Source organism: Burkholderia sp. CCA53, assembly GCF_001685525.1.
Lineage (GTDB): Bacteria > Pseudomonadota > Gammaproteobacteria > Burkholderiales > Burkholderiaceae > Burkholderia > Burkholderia multivorans.
This window is the reverse complement of record NZ_BDDJ01000002.1, coordinates 2216760-2235818: the sequence shown is the minus strand read 5'-3', so window position 1 is coordinate 2235818 and position 19059 is coordinate 2216760. Positions and strand designations below refer to the sequence as shown.

Below are 19059 nucleotides of genomic sequence, written 5' to 3'. Positions count from 1 at the left end.
CTTCCCCACACACCGGCCCCGGAGGCTGAATGGTCACTCTGAACATCAACGGCGAGACCCGCACGGTCGACGCCCCCGACGACATGCCCTTGCTCTGGGTGCTGCGCGATCTCGTCGGCCTGACCGGCACCAAGTTCGGCTGCGGCATCGCGCAGTGCGGCGCGTGCACCGTGCATCTCGACGGCGTCGCCGCGCGCTCGTGCGTGTTGCCGGTCGCGGCGGTCGCGGGCCGCAGGATCACGACGATCGAAGCCGTCGGCGCGACGCCGGCCGGCCAAAAGGTCCAGCAGGCATGGCGCGCACTCGACGTCGTGCAGTGCGGCTACTGCCAGTCCGGCCAGGTGATGGCGGCCGCTGCGCTGATTGCGTCGAACCCGAAGCCGAGCGACGCCGACATCGACGCCGCCATGGCCGGCAACATCTGCCGCTGCGGCACGTACCATCGGATTCGCGCGGCGATCAAGCAAGCCGCGCAGGAGGCCTGACATGTCGCGCGGACTGATCGAAGCAGGCCATGCCGGCGCCGCCATGTCGCGCCGTTCGTTTCTGCGCTTCGGCATGTCGCTCGGCGCGGCGGCCGGCGGCGGACTGCTGCTCGGCTTCAGCCTGCCGGCCGCGGGCGACGATACGCGGCGCTCGGTGATCGGCGGCGACGCGGACGAACCCGCGCGGGCGGGCGTGTTCGCGCCCAACGCATTCGTGCAGATCGACCGTAGCGGCCGCGTCACGCTCGTGATGCCCAAGGTCGAGATGGGGCAGGGCGTTTACACCGCGCTGCCGATGCTGATCGCGGAAGAGCTCGAGGTGCCGCTGTCGAGCGTGACGCTGGATCATGCGCCGCCGAACGAAAAGCTGTTCCTCGATCCGCTGCTCGGCGGCCAGTTGACCGGCGGCTCGACGTCGGTGCGCTACGCATGGGAGCCGCTGCGTCGCGCCGGTGCGACCGCGCGCGTGCTGCTGGTGTCGGCGGCCGCGAAGCAATGGAACGTCGAGCCGACCGCCTGCCACGCGGAGAACGGCGAGGTGCGCCATCCGCCGAGCGGCCGTCGTGCATCGTACGGCGAGCTCGCGGACGCGGCCGCAAAGCTGCCGGTGCCGGCGGACGTCGCGCTGAAAAAGCCCGAGCAGTTCAAGCTGATCGGCACGCCAGCGAAGCGCCTCGACTCGCCGGAGAAAGTCGACGGTGTCGCGCAATTCGGACTCGACGTGCGGCTGCCCGGGATGCTCTATGCAGTGATCGTGAACAGCCCGGTGTTCGGCGGCACCGTTGCGAGCGTTGACGATACGGCCGCGAAGAAGATTCCCGGCGTGCGTCAGATCGTGCGCGTCGACGACGCCGTCGCGGTGGTCGGCGATCACACGTGGGCGGCCAAGCGCGGCGCATCGGCGCTGGTCGTCAAATGGAACGAAGGCGCGAACGCCAACGTGTCGACGAAGGATCTGTTCGCCGATCTCGCGCAGGCTGCCGCGAACGGCAAGGGCGCGGTCGCTCGCAAGGACGGCGACGTCGACCATGCCTTCTCGAACGCGAAGACGCGCGTCGACGCGGTGTACGAACAGCCGCTGCTCGCGCACGCGACGATGGAACCCGTGAACTGTACCGTGCACGTGCGCAGCGACGCCTGCGAGGTGTGGGTCGGCACGCAGGTGCCGACGCGCGCCCGCGACACCGCGCAGCGGATCACCGGCCTGCCTGCCGAGCGCATCGTCGTGCACAACCACCTGCTTGGCGGCGGCTTCGGCCGGCGGCTCGAAACCGACATGATCGGCCAGGCCGTGAAGATCGGCAAACAGGTCGGCGCGCCGGTGAAGGTCGTGTGGACGCGCGAAGAGGACATCCAGCACGACATGTACCGGCCGTGCTACCACGACCGGATCTCGGCCGCGCTCGACGCGAACGGCAAGCCGATCGCATGGCGGCACCGGATCGTCGGATCGTCGATCCTCGCGCGCTTCGCGCCGCCGGCTTTCAAGGACGGTGTCGATCCCGACGCGGTGGAGGTGGCGATCGATCTGCCGTACGACGTACCGAATCAGCTGATCGACTACGTGCGACAGGAGCCGCGCCATGTGCCGACCGCGTTCTGGCGCGGCGTCGGGCCGACGCGCAGCACCTTCGTCGTCGAAAGCTTCATCGACGAACTCGCCGCGCAGGCCAAAACCGATCCGGTCCAGTACCGGCGCGCGCTGCTCGACAAGACGCCGCGTGCGCGCAACGTGCTCGACATCGCGACAAAGGCGGCCGGGTGGGGCGCGGCGTTGCCGCAAGGGCAGGGCCGCGGCGTCTCGGTGATGCATGCGTTCGGCAGCTTCTTCGCGATCGTCGCCGACGTCGCGGTCGACGACGGTGAGGTGCGCGTGACGCGCGTCGTCTGCGCGGTCGACTGCGGGATGACCGTGAACCCGAACACGATCGAGGCGCAGGTGCAGGGCGGCATCATCTTCGGCATCACGGGCGCGCTGTACGGCGAAGTGACGATCGAGAACGGCCGCGTGACGCAGCGCAACTTCAACGACTATCGCGTGCTGCGGATCAACGAGACGCCGCCGATCGACGTGCATATCGTGAAGAGCGGCGAAGCGCCGGGCGGGATCGGCGAGCCCGGCACCGCGGCGACCGCCGCGGCCGTCGCGAACGCGATCTTCGCGGCGACCGGCAAGCGGCTGCGCAAGCTGCCGATCGGCAACCAGCTGAAAACGGCCTGAGGGGAGCGGCGACCATGCGAAACCTGAACCTGAGTGCGCGTGCGCTCTGCGCGTCGTTGCTCGCGCTGTCGGCACTGGTGACCGCGACGACCGCACATGCGGCGCAAGCGGCGCCCGCCGACAACGCGCTCGTCGCGCGCGGGGCCTATCTCGCGAAAGCCGGCGACTGCGTCGCGTGCCACACCGCGCCGCGCGGCATGCCGTTCGCGGGCGGCCTGAAGATGGCCACGCCGATGGGCGCGATCTACACGACGAACATCACGCCCGACACGGAAACCGGTATCGGCGGCTATACCGAAGCGGAGTTTGCCGACGCGTTGCGCAAGGGCGTCGCGAAGGACGGCCATCGGCTGTACCCGGCGATGCCGTACCCGTCGTACGCGAAGCTGAGGGACGACGACGTGAAGGCGTTGTATGCATACTTCATGCACGGCGTCGAACCGGTGAAGCAGGCGAACCGGCCGTCCGACATTCCGTGGCCGCTCAACATGCGCTGGCCGCTTGCGTTATGGAACATGGTGTTCCTCGACACGACGCCGTACGCGGACAAGCCTGCGAAGGACGCGATGTGGAACCGCGGCGCCTATCTCGTGCAAGGGCTCGGCCACTGCGGCTCGTGCCATACGCCGCGCGGTGTCGGCTTCCAGGAGAAGGCGCTCGACGAAAGCGGCGCGGCGTTCCTGTCGGGCGCGTCGATCGACAACTGGTTCGCGTCGAACCTGACCGGCGAGCACAATACCGGGCTCGGCCGCTGGAGCGAGGCCGACGTCGCGCAGTTCCTGAAAACCGGCGCAAACCGGCACGCGACCGCGTTCGGCTCGATGGTGAGCGTGATCAACCACAGCACGCAGGAACTGACCGGCGACGATCTGGCGGCGATCTCGCGCTACCTGAAGTCGCTGCCCGCGGCAGGCGGCACGGGCGCGCCCGAGTACCGCTATGATGCGAAGGCGACGCAGGCTGCACTGGCGCGACCGTCGGCCGATCCGGGCGCAAAGGTCTATAGTGCGTACTGCGCGCATTGCCACGGCACGGACGGGCGCGGCTACGCGCCCCTCCTCGCGCCGCTCGCCGGCAATCCGAACGTGCTCGAACGCGATGCGTCGTCGCTGATCAACGTGACGCTGAACGGCAGCGACACGCTCGTGATCGACGGCGTGCCTTCCGCGTATCCGATGCCGGCGTTTGCCGGCCAGCTGAACGACCGGCAGATCGCCGACGTGCTGACGTTCATGCGTGCCGGATGGAGCAACGGCGCGCCGGCCGTGCAGCCGGCGGATGTCGCGAAGCTGCGCAAGGCGACCGCCGCCGCGCAATGAGTGCCGTGCGGATCGTCGGCGACACCGATCCGCGATCGCATGCCGGCCAGTGCCGGCCGGCATGCCGACCGAACCGCGGGCGACGAGCCCGCACCGAACGCCGCCGCGCGCATTGCGCCGGCGACGCCCCTGATAACCGGCGTGCCGCCGTCCGCGGCGGCACGCTTTTTCGACGTAAAGCAGAGGTGTCTGGATGGCAAACGTGACTTATACGGATACGCAACTCCTGATCGACGGCGAGTGGGTCGACGCCGCGAGCGGCAAGACGATCGACGTGGTAAACCCGGCGACCGGCAAGGTGATCGGCAAGGTGGCCCACGCGGGCATCGCCGATCTCGATCGTGCGCTGGCCGCCGCGCAGCGCGGCTTCGAAGCATGGCGGAAGGTGCCCGCGCACGAACGCGCGGCGACGATGCGCAAGGCCGCGGCGCTGGTGCGCGAGCGCGCCGATACGATCGCGCAACTGATGACGCAGGAACAGGGCAAGCCGCTTACGGAGGCGCGGATCGAAGTGCTGTCAGCGGCCGACATCATCGAATGGTTCGCGGATGAAGGGCGTCGCGTGTATGGGCGCATCGTGCCGCCGCGCAACCTCGGCGCGCAGCAGACGGTCGTGAAGGAGCCGGTCGGCCCGGTCGCCGCGTTCACGCCGTGGAATTTCCCGGTGAACCAGGTCGTGCGCAAGCTGAGCGCTGCGCTCGCCACGGGCTGCTCGTTCCTCGTCAAGGCGCCGGAAGAAACGCCCGCATCGCCGGCCGCGCTGCTGCGCGCGTTCGTCGACGCCGGCGTGCCGGCGGGCGTGATCGGCCTCGTGTACGGCGATCCGGCCGAGATCTCGTCGTACGTGATTCCGCACCCGGTGATCCGCAAGGTCACGTTCACCGGTTCGACGCCGGTCGGCAAGCAGCTCGCGGCGCTCGCCGGTCAGCACATGAAGCGCGCGACGATGGAGCTCGGCGGTCACGCGCCGGTGATCGTCGCCGAGGACGCGGACGTCGCGCTGGCGGTGAAGGCGGCCGGCGGCGCCAAATTCCGCAACGCGGGGCAGGTCTGCATCTCGCCGACGCGTTTTCTCGTCCACAACAGCATTCGCGACGAATTCACGCGCGCGCTCGTCAAGCATGCGGAGGGGCTGAAGGTCGGCAACGGGCTCGAGGAAGGGACGACGCTCGGTGCGCTCGCGAACCCGCGCCGGCTGACTGCGATGGCGTCGGTCGTCGAAAACGCGCGCAAGGTCGGCGCGAGCGTCGAAACCGGCGGCGAGCGGATCGGCTCGGAAGGCAACTTCTTCGCGCCGACCGTGCTCGCGAACGTGCCGCTCGAAGCGGACGTGTTCAATAACGAGCCGTTCGGTCCGGTCGCGGCGATCCGCGGCTTCGACAAGCTCGAGGATGCGATCGCCGAAGCGAACCGGCTGCCGTACGGTCTGGCCGGCTACGCGTTCACGCGCTCGTTCGCGAACGTGCATCTGCTGACGCAGCGGCTCGAAGTCGGGATGCTGTGGATCAACCAGCCGGCGACGCCGTGGCCCGAAATGCCGTTCGGCGGCGTGAAGGATTCGGGTTATGGCTCGGAGGGTGGTCCGGAAGCGCTCGAGCCGTATCTCGTCACGAAGTCGGTGACGGTGATGGCGGTTTGACGGCGGTTTGATGAAGGACGGACGCACGCGCCGCCGGTGGGTGGCGTGTGCGGTCTGTGGGGTTGGGATTTCCGGTCGTTTTCGGAGATTCATGAGTTGACATAAGGTGAATTATCACACCAAACGGTTGTAGCGGCTAAGTTGTAATGTCCGCTTTCGTGCCGCGTAAGCTATCCGGCCGCCGGTTGTCCGGCGCCGGGAGCTTCGATGGCTGCGACAGAACGGATCACGATGACGATGCGAGAACTGGACCGATTCAAGGTTATTCAGGCCGTGGCGGACGGCAAGCTCAAGCCGTGGCGCGCGGCCGAGCGACTCGGACTGACGACGCGGCAGATTCGGCGACTGGTTGGCCGACTGCGGGAGCACGGGCCGCAAGGTCTCGTGTCGCAGCGGCGCGCGAAGCCCAGCAATAACCGATTGGACGCCGTGACGGCCGACCGGGCACTCTCGATCATCCGCGAACGCTATACCGACTTCGGGCCGACGCTGGCCTGCGACGAGCTCTGGGAATGTCATGGCATTCGGCTGGCCAAGGAGACCGTGCGGCGGCTGATGACCGACGCTGGCTTGTGGGTGCCACGGCGGCAGCGTCCGCCGAAGGTCTACCAGCCGCGGGCGCGACGCGCGTGCCTGGGCGAGCTGATCCAGATCGACGGCAGCGAGCATGCGTGGTTCGAGGATCGGGCGCCGCAATGCACGTTGCTGGTGTACGTCGACGACGCGACCAGCCGGCTGATGCAATTGCACTTCACCGCGACCGAGTCGACGTTCAGCTACTTCGAGGCGACACGCGCGTACCTCGAGCGCCACGGCAAGCCCGTGCCGCGTGGGCGCTCGAAGCCCGCATAGCGACGCGCGACCCAATGCAGGCGCACTCGGTGCCCGCCCCGCATGCCGTCCCAGGAACGACCCTTGCTCGCCTGATCCCGATCGAGACCCCATCGACATTCGAACATCGACGTGAAAAAGACATCAGGCGAGATTCGAATCGGCATTTCAGGCTGGCGCTACGCGGGATGGCGCGGCACGTTCTACCCGCAAGGACTGAAGCAGGCAGCGGAGCTGCGCTACGCGTCGAGCCTGATGCAGACGATCGAAATCAACGGAACGCATTACAGCCTGCAATCGCTGGACAGCTGGCAGCACTGGTACGCACAGACACCGCCGGGATTCACGTTCAGCGTAAAAGGCGCCCGCTACCTGACGCATCTGCTGCGCTTTCGCGACGAAGCGGCGACGGTCGGCGCCGCCAACTTCTTCGCACAGGGCGTGCTTGCGCTGAAAGACAAGCTCGGCCCGATCCTGTGGCAGTTCCCGCCCTCCCTGCGCTTCGACGCGGAGCACATCGAGCGCTTCCTGACACTGCTGCCGCACGATACCGAAGCGGCGCTCGCGTTCGCCGAACGGCATGACGCGCGCGTGAAGACGCCCTACCTCAGGATCGACCGCAAGCGCCGCTTGCGTCACGCGATCGAGGTGCGCCACGAGAGCTTCATGGATCCGGCGTTCATAAAGCTGCTGCGCCGCCACAAGGTCGCACTCGTCGTGTCGGATTCGACCGAGCCATGGCCGCAGTTCGAGGATCTGAGCGCGGATTTCGTCTATATGCGGCTGCACGGCACCGAAACGAAATATTCGGGCGAATACTCGGATGCCGCGCTCGACCGCTGGGCGAACCGAATCGACGCATGGCGCCGCGGCACGCAGCCTGCCGACGCACGGCTCGCCGCGCCGGAACTGCCGCCGCCGCGCGCGCAGACGCGCGACGTGTACTGCTATTTCGACAACGATGCGAAAACGCACGCGCCGTTCGACGCCCAGCGTCTGATGGAGCGCCTCGGCCTGCATGCACACGCGGCGGCGACGGCCGACGACAGCGCCGCGGCCGTCGCCGAACACGATGAACCCGAACCGCAAGGAGAAAAACGATGACCCTGCTTATCTACCTGGTCGGATGGATCATTTTCATCGGCGGCGTCGCATGGGGATTGATGACGCTGCATGTATCGCAGCACATCATCGAGATCGTCGCCGTCATCCTGTTCGGCATCGCCGTGATCACGGGCGCGACGCGCGCACGCAATCGCGACCGGTCCTAGCGCGATGCGTCCGTGCGCACGACCGCTCTGCGCACGCACGTCGCATCGTTCGCGGCCCACCACGTCTCAGCGCCGGTTCGATCGCGACACGACGTCGATCCACACCGCGAGCACCAGCACCGCGCCCTTGACGATCATCTGCCAGTACGCGTCGACGTCGAGCATCGACATCCCGTTGTCGAGACTCGCCATCACGAGCGCGCCGATCAGCGCGCCGTACACGGTGCCCGACCCGCCGCGCATCGACGTACCGCCGATAAAGCACGCGGCGATCGCGTCGAGTTCGCCCATCGTGCCGGCGGACGGCGATCCTGCGGCGAGCCGTGCGGTGTTCACGATCCCCGCGAACGCGCACATCAGCCCCATCAGCGCAAAAATCGCCAGCTTCACGCGGTCGGTGTCGACGCCGGACAGCCGCGTCGCCTCGAGATTCGATCCGACTGCATAGATGCGCCTGCCGAACACGGTCTGCGTCGCGATCCACGAGAACACGCCGAGCAGCGCGAGCAGCAGCAGGACCGGCACCGGAATGCCGCCGTAACGGTCGAGCGTCGCAACGAACGCGAACAGCACGGCACCCGCGCCGACGACCTTCGCCGCGTCCTGCCACACCGGCGCGACCGCGAGCCGGTAGCGGCGCCGCGTGCCGCGCTGACGCACGACGAGCAGCGCGACGAGCGCGAACAGCAGCAGCGCGAGGCCGTCGCCGACGGCGCGCGGCAGATAGCCCTGCCCGATGAACACGAAGCCGTCCGAGACCGGCGCGATGGTCGAACCGCCGGTCACACCGAGCAGCACACCGCGAAACGCGAGCATCCCGCCGAGCCCGACGATGAACGACGGCACGCGCCGATAGGTCGACCACCAGCCGTTGAACAACCCGATCAGCACGCCGAGCGCGAGCACGGCGGGCACGGTCGCGGCTACGGGCCAGTGGCGGTTCACGTCGAGAATCGCCGCGACGCCGCCGAGCAGCCCGAGCAGCGAACCGACCGACAGGTCGATCTCGCCCGCGATGATGACGAACACCATGCCGCACGCGAGCATCCCGGTGATCGACATCTGCCGCAGCAGGTTCGACACGTTGCGCGGCGTAACGAACGCGCCGTCGGTCAGCACCGAGAAGAACAGCCAGATCGCGGCGACCGCGAACAGCAGCGCGAGCACCTTGTAGCGGACGAAGATCTGCCGCAGCGGCCGGCCCGCGCCGCGGCGCGCGTCGGCACCGGGCGCACCGCCCGGCGCGCCGGCGGAAGACGTAGAGGAAGACAGTTCGGTATTCATGTCGCACTCGTTGCGGTGGGTTCGGTCGGGCGCCGGCCGGCTTTCAGCGCGGCGCCGAGAATCTGTTCCTGCGTCAGGCCGTCGTTGACGAAATCGCCGCGCAGCTCGCCCTCGCCGATCACGAGCACGCGATCGGCGAGCCCGAGCACCTCGGGCATCTCCGACGACACGACGATCAGCGCGACGCCGCGCTTCGCGAGCGCGAAGATCAGCCGGTAGATCTCCGCTTTCGCACCGACGTCGACGCCGCGCGTCGGCTCGTCGAGAATCAGCACCTGCGGGTCGGCGAGCAGCATGCGCGCCAGCACGGCCTTCTGCTGATTGCCGCCGGACAGGCTCGCGATCGGCAGGAACGGATGCGCGGCACGCACGGACAGCCGCTGCATCTCGGTGCGGATCGCGTTGAGTTCGGCGGCCGCGTCGATCCGCCCGCGCGCCGCGAAACGCCGCAGCACCGACAGCGTGATGTTGTGGCCGACGCCGAGCTGCGGAACGATGCCGTGCCGCTTGCGGTCCTCGGGCACCATCGCGATGCCCGCGCGGATCGCATCGCCCGGCGCACGGATCGCGAGCGGCCGGCCGTTCACCCGTACGTCGGCCGTGCACGCGCCCGGATACGCGCCGAAGATCGCCTGCATCAGCTCGGTACGCCCGGCGCCGACGAGCCCCGCGACACCGAGAATCTCGCCGCGCCGTACGCTGAACGACACGTCGTCGACACGCTTGCGCCGCGGGTTCGTCACGTCGTAGCAGGTCACGTTGCGCACATCGAGCACGACGTCGCCGATCTCGTGTGGCTCGCGCGGATACAGGTTGCGGATCTCGCGGCCGACCATCATCGAGATGATCCGGTCGGTCGTCAGCGCACGCATCGGCTCGGTCGCGACGTGGCGGCCGTCGCGGATCACGGTGACCGTGTCGCAGACGGCTTCGACCTCGTCGAGCTTGTGCGAGATGTACACGCACGCGACGCCGCGCCGTTTCAGATCGCGGACGATGTCGAGCAGGATGCGCGTCTCCGACGCGCTCAGCGACGACGACGGTTCGTCGAGAATCAGCAGCTTCGCGCGCTTGTTCAGCGCCTTCGCGATCTCGATCAATTGCTGATGGCCGCCGCCGTAGTTCATCACGGGCTGCGCGACGTTGATCGCGTCGATCCGCAGTTCGCGCAGCAGCGCCTCGGCGCGTCGCACCATCTCGGCATAGTGCATGCGCCCGCCGGGCAGCGTGATCTCGTTGCCGAGGAAGATGTTCTCGGCCACCGACAGTTCGGGCACGAGCATCAGCTCCTGGTGAATGATCACGATGCCCGCGCGCTCGGTATCGCGCACGCCGGATGCGACGAGCGGCGCACCTTCCCAGCGGATCTCGCCCTCCCACGTGCCGTGCGGATAGACGCCCGACAGCACCTTCATCAGCGTCGATTTGCCCGCGCCGTTCTCGCCGCACAGCCCGACGCATTCGCCGGGCCGCACGGTCAGGTCGATTCCGTCGAGCGCCTTCACGCCGTCGAAATCCTTGACGATGCCGCGCATCGTCAGCAAGGGTTCGGTCATACGTTCGTGCCTCGCAGTGTGCGCGCGGCCGCACCCGGCACCCGCGGCCGGCCGCGCGCGTCGCGCCGCTTACTGGCTCGCCAGCTGCGCCTGGGTGTAGAAGCCGTCCTTCACGACGACGTCGACGTTGCGCTTGGTCAGCAGCGTCGGCTGCAGCAGCACGGTGTCGACCTTCTTCTTGCCGTTGTCGTATTGCGCGTTGTACGCGGGCTTCGTGCCCTTCGCGAGATCGACCGCGAGCTTCGCCGCTTCGCCGGCGATCAGCTTCAGCGGCTTGTAGACGGTCATCGTCTGCGTGCCGGCGATCACGCGCTTGACGGCCGCGAGATCGGCGTCCTGCCCCGACACCGGCACCTTGCCGGCCAGATGCTGCGCGGCGAGCGCCTGGATCGCGCCGCCCGCGGTGCCGTCGTTCGACGCGACGATCGCGTCGATCTTGTTGTTGTTCGCGGTCAGCGCATCCTCGACGATCCGCAGCGCGGTCGATGCGCTCCACTCCGGCACCCACTGCTGGCCGACGATCTTGATGTCGCCGCGGTCGATCGCGGGCTTCAGCACCTTCATCTGGCCGGCGCGCAGCATCTTCGCGTTGTTGTCGGTCGGGGCGCCGCCGAGCAGGAAGTAGTTGCCCTTCGGCTTCGCGTCGATCACGCCCTGCGCCTGCAGCTCGCCGACCTTCTCGTTGTCGAACGAGATGTATGCGTCGACGTCCGCATCGAGAATCAATCGGTCGTACGACACGACCTTGATGCCGGCCTTCTTCGCTTCGGCGACGACGTTGCCGAGCGTCTTCGAATTGAACGGCACGATCACGATCACGTCGACGCCGCGCGAAATCAGGTTTTCGATCTGCGAGATCTGCCGCTCCTCGCTCGCGTCGGCGGACTGCACGGACACCTTCGCGCCGAGCTTCGTCGCGGCGGCGACGAAATAGTCGCGATCGCGCGACCAGCGCTCGACGCGCAGATCGTCGATGCAGAAGCCGATCTCGGGCTTGTCCTTGCTCGCGTGCGCGAGCGGCGCGCCAAGCGCGAGGACCGCCAGCGCTGCGGCGCCGGCGAGCGAACTCAATACGGTACGACGCGTCACGGATCTCATGTCTCCACTCCTCTTTATTGGACTACCTCGATACGCCGGGCGGGCGCCGGAATGCGCCGCCCGCTTCGAGCCATTGCAGGCCCCGCGCCATCGCGCGGCGGCCCCGCCGGCGGCCCGAGTTCCGGCGGTGCGAGCGGCGCGTCACGCGCCGGCCGCGAATACGGGTTCGAGCGCGCGATACAACGCGCGAAACGTCGGCCGCCGCACGTCGCGATACCACGCATGGCGCGCGCGGTCCGGCTCGCGTACCGCCAGCACGGGCGGCTGCGGACACACGATGTCGAGCGGCACATCGGGTTCGACCGCGAGCCGCGCAAGCCGCGCGGCACCGAGCGCCGGGCCGACGTCGCCGCCCGCGCGCAGCGTCAGCGCGCGGCCGGTCAGATCGGCGAGCATCTGCGTCCAGTACGGGCTGCGCGAGCCGCCGCCGATTACCGTGATGCCGTCCGGCACGAGCCCCGCCGCATGCAGCGCGTCGATGCCGTCGAGCAGCGCGAAGCCGACGCCTTCGAGCGTCGCGTTCGCGAGATCGGCGCGCCGCGTATCGGCCGTCAGCCCGTAGAACACGCCCTTCGCATTGACGTCGTTGTGCGGCGTGCGCTCGCCGCTCAGGTAAGGCAGGAACCATGGGCGCGCATCGCGCGCGTTCGCCTCGGCATCCGCGAGCAGCGCCGCGACGCCGTCGTAGCCGGCGAGCTGCGCGGCAAAGTCGATGCAGCCCGCCGCGTTCAGCATCACGGACATCAGGTGCCACGTGTCGGGCAACGCATGGCAGAAGCTGTGCACCGCCGATTCGGGATTCGCGCGAAAGCCGTCCGACACCGCGAAGTAGACGCCCGACGTGCCGAGCGACAGCAGCGCATCGCCGGGCCGCACGATGCCGACGCCGACCGCGCCGGCCGCGTTGTCGCCGCCGCCGGCGACGACCGGAATCTCGCGCAGCCCGAGCGTGCGCGCGACGTCGGGCAGCAGCGTGCCGGTGATCCGGTTGCCTTCGAACACGGGCGGCATCTGCGCTTGCGATAGTCCGCAGGCCGCGAGCAGCGTGTCGTCGTACGCGCGCTTTGCGACGTCGAGCCACAGCGTGCCGGCCGCATCCGACGGATCGGTCGCGAACGCGCCGGTCAACCGGTAGCGCAGATAGTCCTTCGGCAGCAGCACGTGCGCGATCCGCGCGAACACGTCGGGTTCGTGGCGGCGCACCCACAGCAGCTTCGGCGCGGTAAAGCCCGGCATCGCGACGTTGCCGGCGACCGCACGCAGCGACGGCGCCGCGCGTTCGAGCTCCGCGCACTCCGCATCCGCGCGGCCGTCGTTCCAGAGAATCGCGGGACGCAGCACGTCGCCGCGCGCGTCGAGCAGCGTCGCGCCGTGCATCTGGCCCGTGAGCCCGAGCGCGGCGATGTCGCGCGCGTCGATGCCGGCCGCACGTGCATCGGCGACGAGCGCCGCGAGCGCACCGCACGCAGCGTCCCACCAGTCGTGCGGCGCCTGCTCCGACCAGCGCGGCTGCGGCCGGCTCACCGTCAGCGGCCGCGTCGCGCTCGCGCGCACCGTGCCGTCGCGGTCGAGCAGCACGGCCTTCACGCCCGACGTGCCGAGATCGAGTCCGATGTACATGGCGTCAGCGCAGCGCGTAAATCGCCTGATTCACGATGTTCTCGAGCCGCTCCTGCGCGCCGCTCGCATGCTGCGGGTTCACGCCGCGCGCGAGCGCGTCGGCCGCGAGCGATTCGAGCGTATAGCCGCCCGACAGGATCTTGCGGCCGAACGCGTCGTCCCACTGCGCGTAGCGCTGCCGGCGCATCGCTTCGAGCCGGTCGTTCTCGACGAGCACGGCCGCGCGTTCGACGGCGAGCGCGAGCACGTCGATCGCGCCGACATGTCCGTAGAACAAATCTTCCGGATCGACACTCTGACGTCGCACCTTCGCGTCGAAGTTCATGCCGCCGGTCGTGAATCCGCCGTGACGCAGGATCTCGTAGAACGCGAGCGTGAGCTCCTCGACGCTGTTCGGAAACTGATCGGTGTCCCAGCCGTTCTGCGGATCGCCGCGGTTCGCGTCGACGCTGCCGAACACGCCGAGCGCGAACGCGTTCGCGATTTCGTGATGGAACGAATGACCGGCGAGCGTCGCATGGTTCGCCTCGATGTTCACGCGGATCTCGTCCTGCAGCCCGTATTGCGTGAGAAAGCCGTGCACGGTCGCGACGTCGTAGTCGTATTGATGCTTGGTTGGCTCCTGCGGCTTCGGCTCGATCAGCAGCGCGCCGCGAAAGCCGATCCGGTGCTTGTGCTCGACGACCATCGACAGGAAGCGCGCGAACTGCTCGCGCTCGCGCTTCAGATCGGTATTGAGCAGCGTTTCGTACCCTTCGCGGCCGCCCCACAGCACGTAGTTCTCGCCGCCGAGCCGGTGCGTCGCGTCGAGCGCATGGCGCACCTGCGTCGCGGCCCATGCGAAGACGTCCGGGTTCGGGTTGGTCGCGGCGCCCGCCGCGAAGCGCGGATGCGAGAACAGGTTCGCGGTGCCCCACAGCAGCCGCACGCCGCTCGCCTGCTGACGCTCGCCGAGATAGTCGACCATCCGCGCGAAGTTGTCGACGTACTCGCGCAGGCTGTCGCCTTCCGGCGCGACGTCGGTGTCGTGGAACGTGTAGAACGGCGTGCCGAGCTTCGTGAAGAACTCGAATGCGGCATCGGCCTTCTGCCGCGCGCGCTCGAGCGCGTCGCCCGGCTGCTGCCATGGCCGCCGGAATGCACCCTGCCCGAAAATGTCGTGACCGGGCCACACGAAGGTGTGCCAGTAGCAGACGGCGATCCGCAGATGTTCCTCGAGCGTCTTGCCAAGCACGCGCTTCGTGCGGTCGTAGTGGTGATAGGCCAGCGGGTTGTCCGACTGCGGCCCTTCGTAGCGAATCGCGGGAATGTGTTCGAAATACGACATGGCGTCTCCGTCCGGTGTCTTGTTGCAGCGCAGCGTGCGTCGCGTCGACGCGCGGCGCCGGGTTGCGGTCTGGCAGGATCGTGCCCGTGCGCCTGCCGGCCGGCAATTGCGAAATTGCGCAGCACGCTTAACGTTTCTTGCCAGCCGCGCGCGCGGCACGCGGATTCCGTCCTACAATCGCCGGACATCGAACCGTCGCGCGCCGCCCGCCGGACGCGCGCCCCAGGAGACAACGGCACGGCGCCCGCGGCGCCGGCCCCGAGACCGAGATGAACCGCGCCCGTTCCGCCCCGACACCGCACCGCATTGCGCTGCTGTTCAACGCCAACAAGGTCTACGACCGCGAAATCATCAGCGGGATCGGCCAGTACCTGCACTCGACGCGCGTCGTGTGGGACCTGTTCCTCGAAGACGACTTCCGCTGCCGGCTCGCCGGCATCGAGCGCTTCGACGGCGACGGCATCATCGCGGATTTCGACGATCCGGCGGTCGCCGACGCGCTGGCCGGCTCGCCGCTGCCGATCGTCGCGGTGGGCTCGTCTTACGAGGATCCGTCCCACTATCCGGACGGCGTCCCATACATCGCGACCGACAATCCGAAACTCGTGTCGCTCGCCTATACGCATCTGATCGGCGCGGGGCTGCCGCATTTCGCGATGTACAGCCTGCCGGCCGCGCAGGAAAACCGCTGGGCGCAGCAGCGCGAGCTGGCGTTCGACCGGCTCGCGCGCGCGGACGGCCTCGACGCGCCGATCTACCGCGGGCTGCCGACGACGGCGTCCGGCTGGAACCATGCGATCGAGCAGCTGATCGACTGGCTGAACGCGCTGCCTAAGCCGGTCGGCGTGATCGCGGTGACCGACGCGCGTGCGCGGCATCTGCTGCAGGCGTGCCTGATCGCCGGCATCGCGGTGCCCGAGCAGGTCGCGATCATCGGGATCGACAACGATCCGCTCACGCGCACGCTGACGCGCATTCCGCTGTCGTCCGTGATCCAGGGCACCGAGGAGATGGGCCGCACGGCCGCGCACCTGCTGCACCGGATGCTGCGCGGCGCACGCTTTCCGGGGCAGCGCATCCTCGTGCCGCCGGTCGGCATCAACGTGCTCGAATCGACGCGCCATCAGCCGGTCGCGAGCCCGCACGTGATGCGCGCGCGGCACTTCATCCGCCAGTACGCGTGCCAGGGCATCAAGACCGAGCAGGTCGCCGACTATGTCGGCGTGTCGCGCTCGCTGCTCGAAGAACACTTCCGGCGCGAACTGCAGCGCACCGTTCATCAGGAAATCCTGCGTCACAAGCTCGAGGCCGCGCAGGCGCTGCTCGCGAGCCGCAATGCATCGAGCGCCGAGGTCGCGATCCGCTGCGGATTCACGTCGCTGCAGTACATGTATGCGGTGTTCCGGCGCGAACTCGGCTGCACGCCGCGCGAATACCAGGAACGCGCGGTGTCCGCGCACTGACGCTCATCGTCGACGACCGACTACTCATGACCTTCGATACCGATTCTTCCCGTACCGCGTCCGACGTCGCCCGCATTCCGTCCGAGCCGTGGGGGTCGCTGCCCGGCGGCGATCCGGTGCGGCGCTATACGCTGCGCAATGCGCACGGGATGCGCGTCGTCGTCAGCGACCTCGGCGCGACCGTCGTGTCGTGGCTCGCGCCCGACCGCACCGGCCGCTTCGCCGACATCGTGCTCGCGCACGACACGCCGGCCGACTATCTCGCGTCCGGCGCGTATCTCGGCGCGACGGTCGGCCGCTGGGCGAACCGGATCGCCGGCGCGCGCTTCACGCTCGACGGCATCGACTACCCGCTCGATCGCAACGAGAACGGCAATCTGCTGCACGGCGGCGCAAGCGGTTTTCATCGCGAACGTTGGGACGTGATCGACGATCGCGGCGGCCTCACGCTGCGGCTCGATTCGCCCGAAGGCGATGCGGGGTTTCCCGGCAACGTCAGCGTACAAGTGCGCTATACGCTCGACGACGACGGCACGCTGACGATCGACTACACGGGCACGAGCGACGCACCGACGCCGCTGAACCTGACGAATCACAGCTACTTCAATCTGAGCGGCCGCGCGGGCAGCGACGTGCGCGGCCACGTGCTGAGGATCGATGCGGACGCGTTTCTCGAAGTCGACGACGCGCTGATTCCGACCGGCCGCGCCGACGTGACGGGCACCGCGTTCGATTTCCGGCAAAGCGCGCCGCTCGGTGCGCGCCTCGATTGGCCGCACGCGCAGCTTGCGCGCGGCCGCGGCTTCGACCACTGCTACGTGCTGCGCGACGACCTGCACGGCGTGCGGCCGGTGGCGAGCATCTACGATCCGGAAAGCGGCCGCGAGCTGACCGTGTCGACCGATCAATGCGGGCTGCAGCTCTATACCGGCAACTATCTCGACGGCCTGCGCGTCAGCGGCGGCACGACCTGCGTGCGGCATGCGGCACTGTGCGTCGAGGCCGGCTGCTTTCCGAATCAGATCAACATGGCGGAGCTCGCCGACGCCACGATCGTACGGCCCGGCGATACGTATCGGCAGACGACGCGCTATCGCGTCGCCGTGCGCGCGTAATCGCCGCGCGCGGTACGGCCGCGTAATCCGCGCGCCGTCGCAGGCCGCGATCGTTCGCGCGGCGCGCCGCGTCCGGCCATCGACCTGAGGGCAGCGCACGCCCTCCGCCCCCTTCCCTTTCTGCGCTGGATGTCGCACACGGCATCCAGCGACGCATGCGCGCCGCACACGATTGTGCGAGATCGTGCAGAAGACCTTTCCTGTGCAGCCGCTTAATCGCGCGTCGGGCGATCTTCAATAATGCGCGCTCGATCCGTCGGTCTGCCGCCGACGCGCCTGCCGGCTTCGCGCCGGGCCAACGACAAGACACACAATGCATTCCAATCAGACCACCCCGCGCGCGCGCACGCGTGGCCGCACGACCTCATCGACGCGTCGCGCGCGCCGGACCAACGGGATCGCCGGCGCGCTCGTCGCCGCCTGCACGGCGGCCATCGCACCGACCGCCGCACAGGCACAGAGCAGCGTCGCGCTGTACGGGCTGATCGACACGTCGATCACCTATGCGAACAACCAGCGCACGCATGGCGCGGGCTCGCCCGGCAGCGGCAGCGTCGCGATGACGAGCGGCGCATTGAATGCGGCGCGCTGGGGACTGCGTGGCCGCGAGGATCTCGGCGGAGGTCTCTCGGCCGTCTTCACGCTCGAGAACGGCTTCTCGGGCACGACCGGCGCGTTGTCGCAGAAAGGCGTCGACCTGTTCGGCCGGCAGGCATGGATCGGCGTGCGCTCGAACACGGCCGGCACGCTGACGTTCGGCCGTCAGTACGACCTGATTCTCGACTTCGTGACGCCGCTCGGCGCGTCGGGGCCCGGCTGGGGCGGCAACCTCGCCGTCCATCCGTACGACAACGACGACTCGAATCGCAACACGCGGATCAACCACGCGGTCAAGTACACGAGCCCGACCTATCGCGGGCTCGCGTTCGGCGCGATGTACGGATTCTCGAATACGGCCGGTGCGTTTTCGAACAATGCCGCGTGGAGCGCGGGGCTGTCGTACGCGAACGGCCCGCTGAAACTCGGCGCCGGCTATCTGAAGATCAGCCGCGACCGCCATGCGCCGAATCCCGACGGCGCGCTCAGCACGGTCGACGGCTCGGCGACGATCACGGGCGGCAACCAGCAGATCTGGGCGCTCGCCGCGCGCTATGCGTTCGGCCCGCACTCGGTCGGCGCCGCGTGGTCGCACTCGGCCACCGACGGCGTCACCGGTGTGCTGCAAGGCAGCGGCATCGCGCCGCTGAAAGGCGAATCGCTCGTGTTCGACAACTTCTCGGTCGATGCGCGCTACTTCGCGACCACTGCCTTCAGCGTATCGGCTGCTTACACCTACACGATGGGCCGCTTCGATACGCGCGCGGGCCAGACGCGCCCGAAGTGGAATCAGGTCGTCGCGCAGGCCGATTACGCGTTCTCGAAGCGCACCGACGTCTATCTCGAAGGCGTGTATCAGCGCGTGAGCGGCGGCAACGGCAATCCGGCGTTCAACGCGACCGTCTGGACGCTGACGCCGTCGGCGAACGGCAATCAAGTCGTCGTCGCGCTCGGGCTGCGGCACAAGTTCTGAAGCGCGCCGGGCCTCGTCGTGCAACGTTCGTTCCCGAGCGCGCGCGGCAACGGACGATGCCTGCGCGCGCATCCTTTCTCGTCCATCCCTGCGGTCAATGACGGAGAAACTGGTCACGCTGTGACATTTTTCCTAATCTGATTGCAGCAGCATCGCGATCCGGCACGCCGATCGTCACAGTCTTTCAGGGTGCGTGCCGCCGCCTTGCGAAAGCATGTCGCACGGGCCTCGCGTGCCCGCTGTCAACGCAGTCAACCGCA

General features: G+C 68.4%; 14 protein-coding genes and 1 pseudogene. 10 read left to right on the top strand and 5 right to left on the bottom strand.

Going from position 1 to position 19059, the window contains the following annotated elements:
* Positions 1-29: 29 nt before the first annotated feature.
* From BCR55_RS26080 to BCR55_RS33200, 7 genes and pseudogenes are all read left to right on the top strand, one after another.
* Positions 30-485 (top strand): (2Fe-2S)-binding protein, encoded by a 456-nt coding sequence (locus tag BCR55_RS26080; RefSeq protein WP_006397045.1) that lies wholly within the window; start codon positions 30-32, stop codon positions 483-485.
* 1 nt (position 486) lies between these two features.
* Complete coding sequence (locus BCR55_RS26075) at positions 487-2706, top strand: xanthine dehydrogenase family protein molybdopterin-binding subunit (RefSeq protein ID WP_065496539.1); 2220 nt, start codon at positions 487-489, stop codon at positions 2704-2706.
* 14 nt (positions 2707-2720) lie between these two features.
* Positions 2721-4025 carry a cytochrome c gene (locus BCR55_RS26070; RefSeq protein ID WP_065496538.1) on the top strand — a complete coding sequence of 435 codons (1305 nt, stop codon included), beginning with the start codon at positions 2721-2723 and terminating at the stop codon, positions 4023-4025.
* A gap of 193 nt (positions 4026-4218) precedes the next feature.
* Positions 4219-5664, top strand: a complete 1446-nt coding sequence (locus BCR55_RS26065; protein ID WP_006403526.1) for an NAD-dependent succinate-semialdehyde dehydrogenase — start codon at positions 4219-4221, stop codon at positions 5662-5664.
* A 207-nt stretch (positions 5665-5871) separates the two neighbouring features.
* Positions 5872-6486: pseudogene (locus tag BCR55_RS26060) on the top strand (ISNCY family transposase); the annotation flags it as partial.
* Between the two features lie 141 nt (positions 6487-6627).
* Entirely contained in the window at positions 6628-7599 is a 972-nt protein-coding gene (locus tag BCR55_RS26055) for a DUF72 domain-containing protein (RefSeq protein WP_065496537.1), read from the top strand.
* On the top strand, positions 7596-7766 hold the full coding sequence (locus BCR55_RS33200) for a hypothetical protein (protein WP_006397039.1): 171 nt from the start codon (positions 7596-7598) through the stop codon (positions 7764-7766). The genes BCR55_RS26055 and BCR55_RS33200 overlap by 4 nt, the downstream gene beginning before the upstream one ends.
* Positions 7767-7832: 66 nt before the next feature.
* Here BCR55_RS33200 and BCR55_RS26050 read toward each other — a convergent pair whose 3' ends face one another.
* From BCR55_RS26050 to xylA, 5 genes are all read right to left on the bottom strand, one after another.
* Entirely contained in the window at positions 7833-9050 is a 1218-nt protein-coding gene (locus BCR55_RS26050) for a sugar ABC transporter permease (protein ID WP_059939704.1), read from the bottom strand.
* Positions 9047-10606, bottom strand: a complete 1560-nt coding sequence (gene xylG, locus BCR55_RS26045; RefSeq protein WP_065496535.1) for a D-xylose ABC transporter ATP-binding protein — start codon at positions 10604-10606, stop codon at positions 9047-9049. Before xylG ends, BCR55_RS26050 begins: the two co-directional genes overlap by 4 nt.
* Before the next feature lie 69 nt (positions 10607-10675).
* A complete protein-coding gene (gene xylF, locus BCR55_RS26040) occupies positions 10676-11704 on the bottom strand; it encodes a D-xylose ABC transporter substrate-binding protein (RefSeq protein WP_006397036.1) in 1029 nt (342 codons plus the stop codon).
* 141 nt (positions 11705-11845) lie between these two features.
* On the bottom strand, positions 11846-13324 hold the full coding sequence (xylB, locus tag BCR55_RS26035; protein WP_065496533.1) for a xylulokinase: 1479 nt from the start codon (positions 13322-13324) through the stop codon (positions 11846-11848).
* A gap of 4 nt (positions 13325-13328) precedes the next feature.
* The gene (xylA, locus tag BCR55_RS26030; protein ID WP_006409872.1) at positions 13329-14651 is read right to left on the bottom strand and encodes a xylose isomerase; all 1323 of its coding nucleotides are present in this window, start codon (positions 14649-14651) and stop codon (positions 13329-13331) included.
* 269 nt (positions 14652-14920) lie between these two features.
* On the opposite strand from xylA, the gene BCR55_RS26025 reads away from it, so the two are divergent.
* The 3 genes from BCR55_RS26025 (at position 14921) to BCR55_RS26015 (ending at position 18799) form a co-directional block, all read left to right on the top strand.
* Positions 14921-16114 (top strand): DNA-binding transcriptional regulator, encoded by a 1194-nt coding sequence (locus BCR55_RS26025; RefSeq protein ID WP_006403516.1) that lies wholly within the window; start codon positions 14921-14923, stop codon positions 16112-16114.
* A 26-nt stretch (positions 16115-16140) separates the two neighbouring features.
* A complete protein-coding gene (locus tag BCR55_RS26020) occupies positions 16141-17229 on the top strand; it encodes an aldose epimerase family protein (protein ID WP_006403515.1) in 1089 nt (362 codons plus the stop codon).
* Positions 17230-17542: 313 nt separating this feature from the next.
* Entirely contained in the window at positions 17543-18799 is a 1257-nt protein-coding gene (locus BCR55_RS26015; protein ID WP_053298530.1) for a porin, read from the top strand.
* Positions 18800-19059 lie beyond the last annotated feature (260 nt).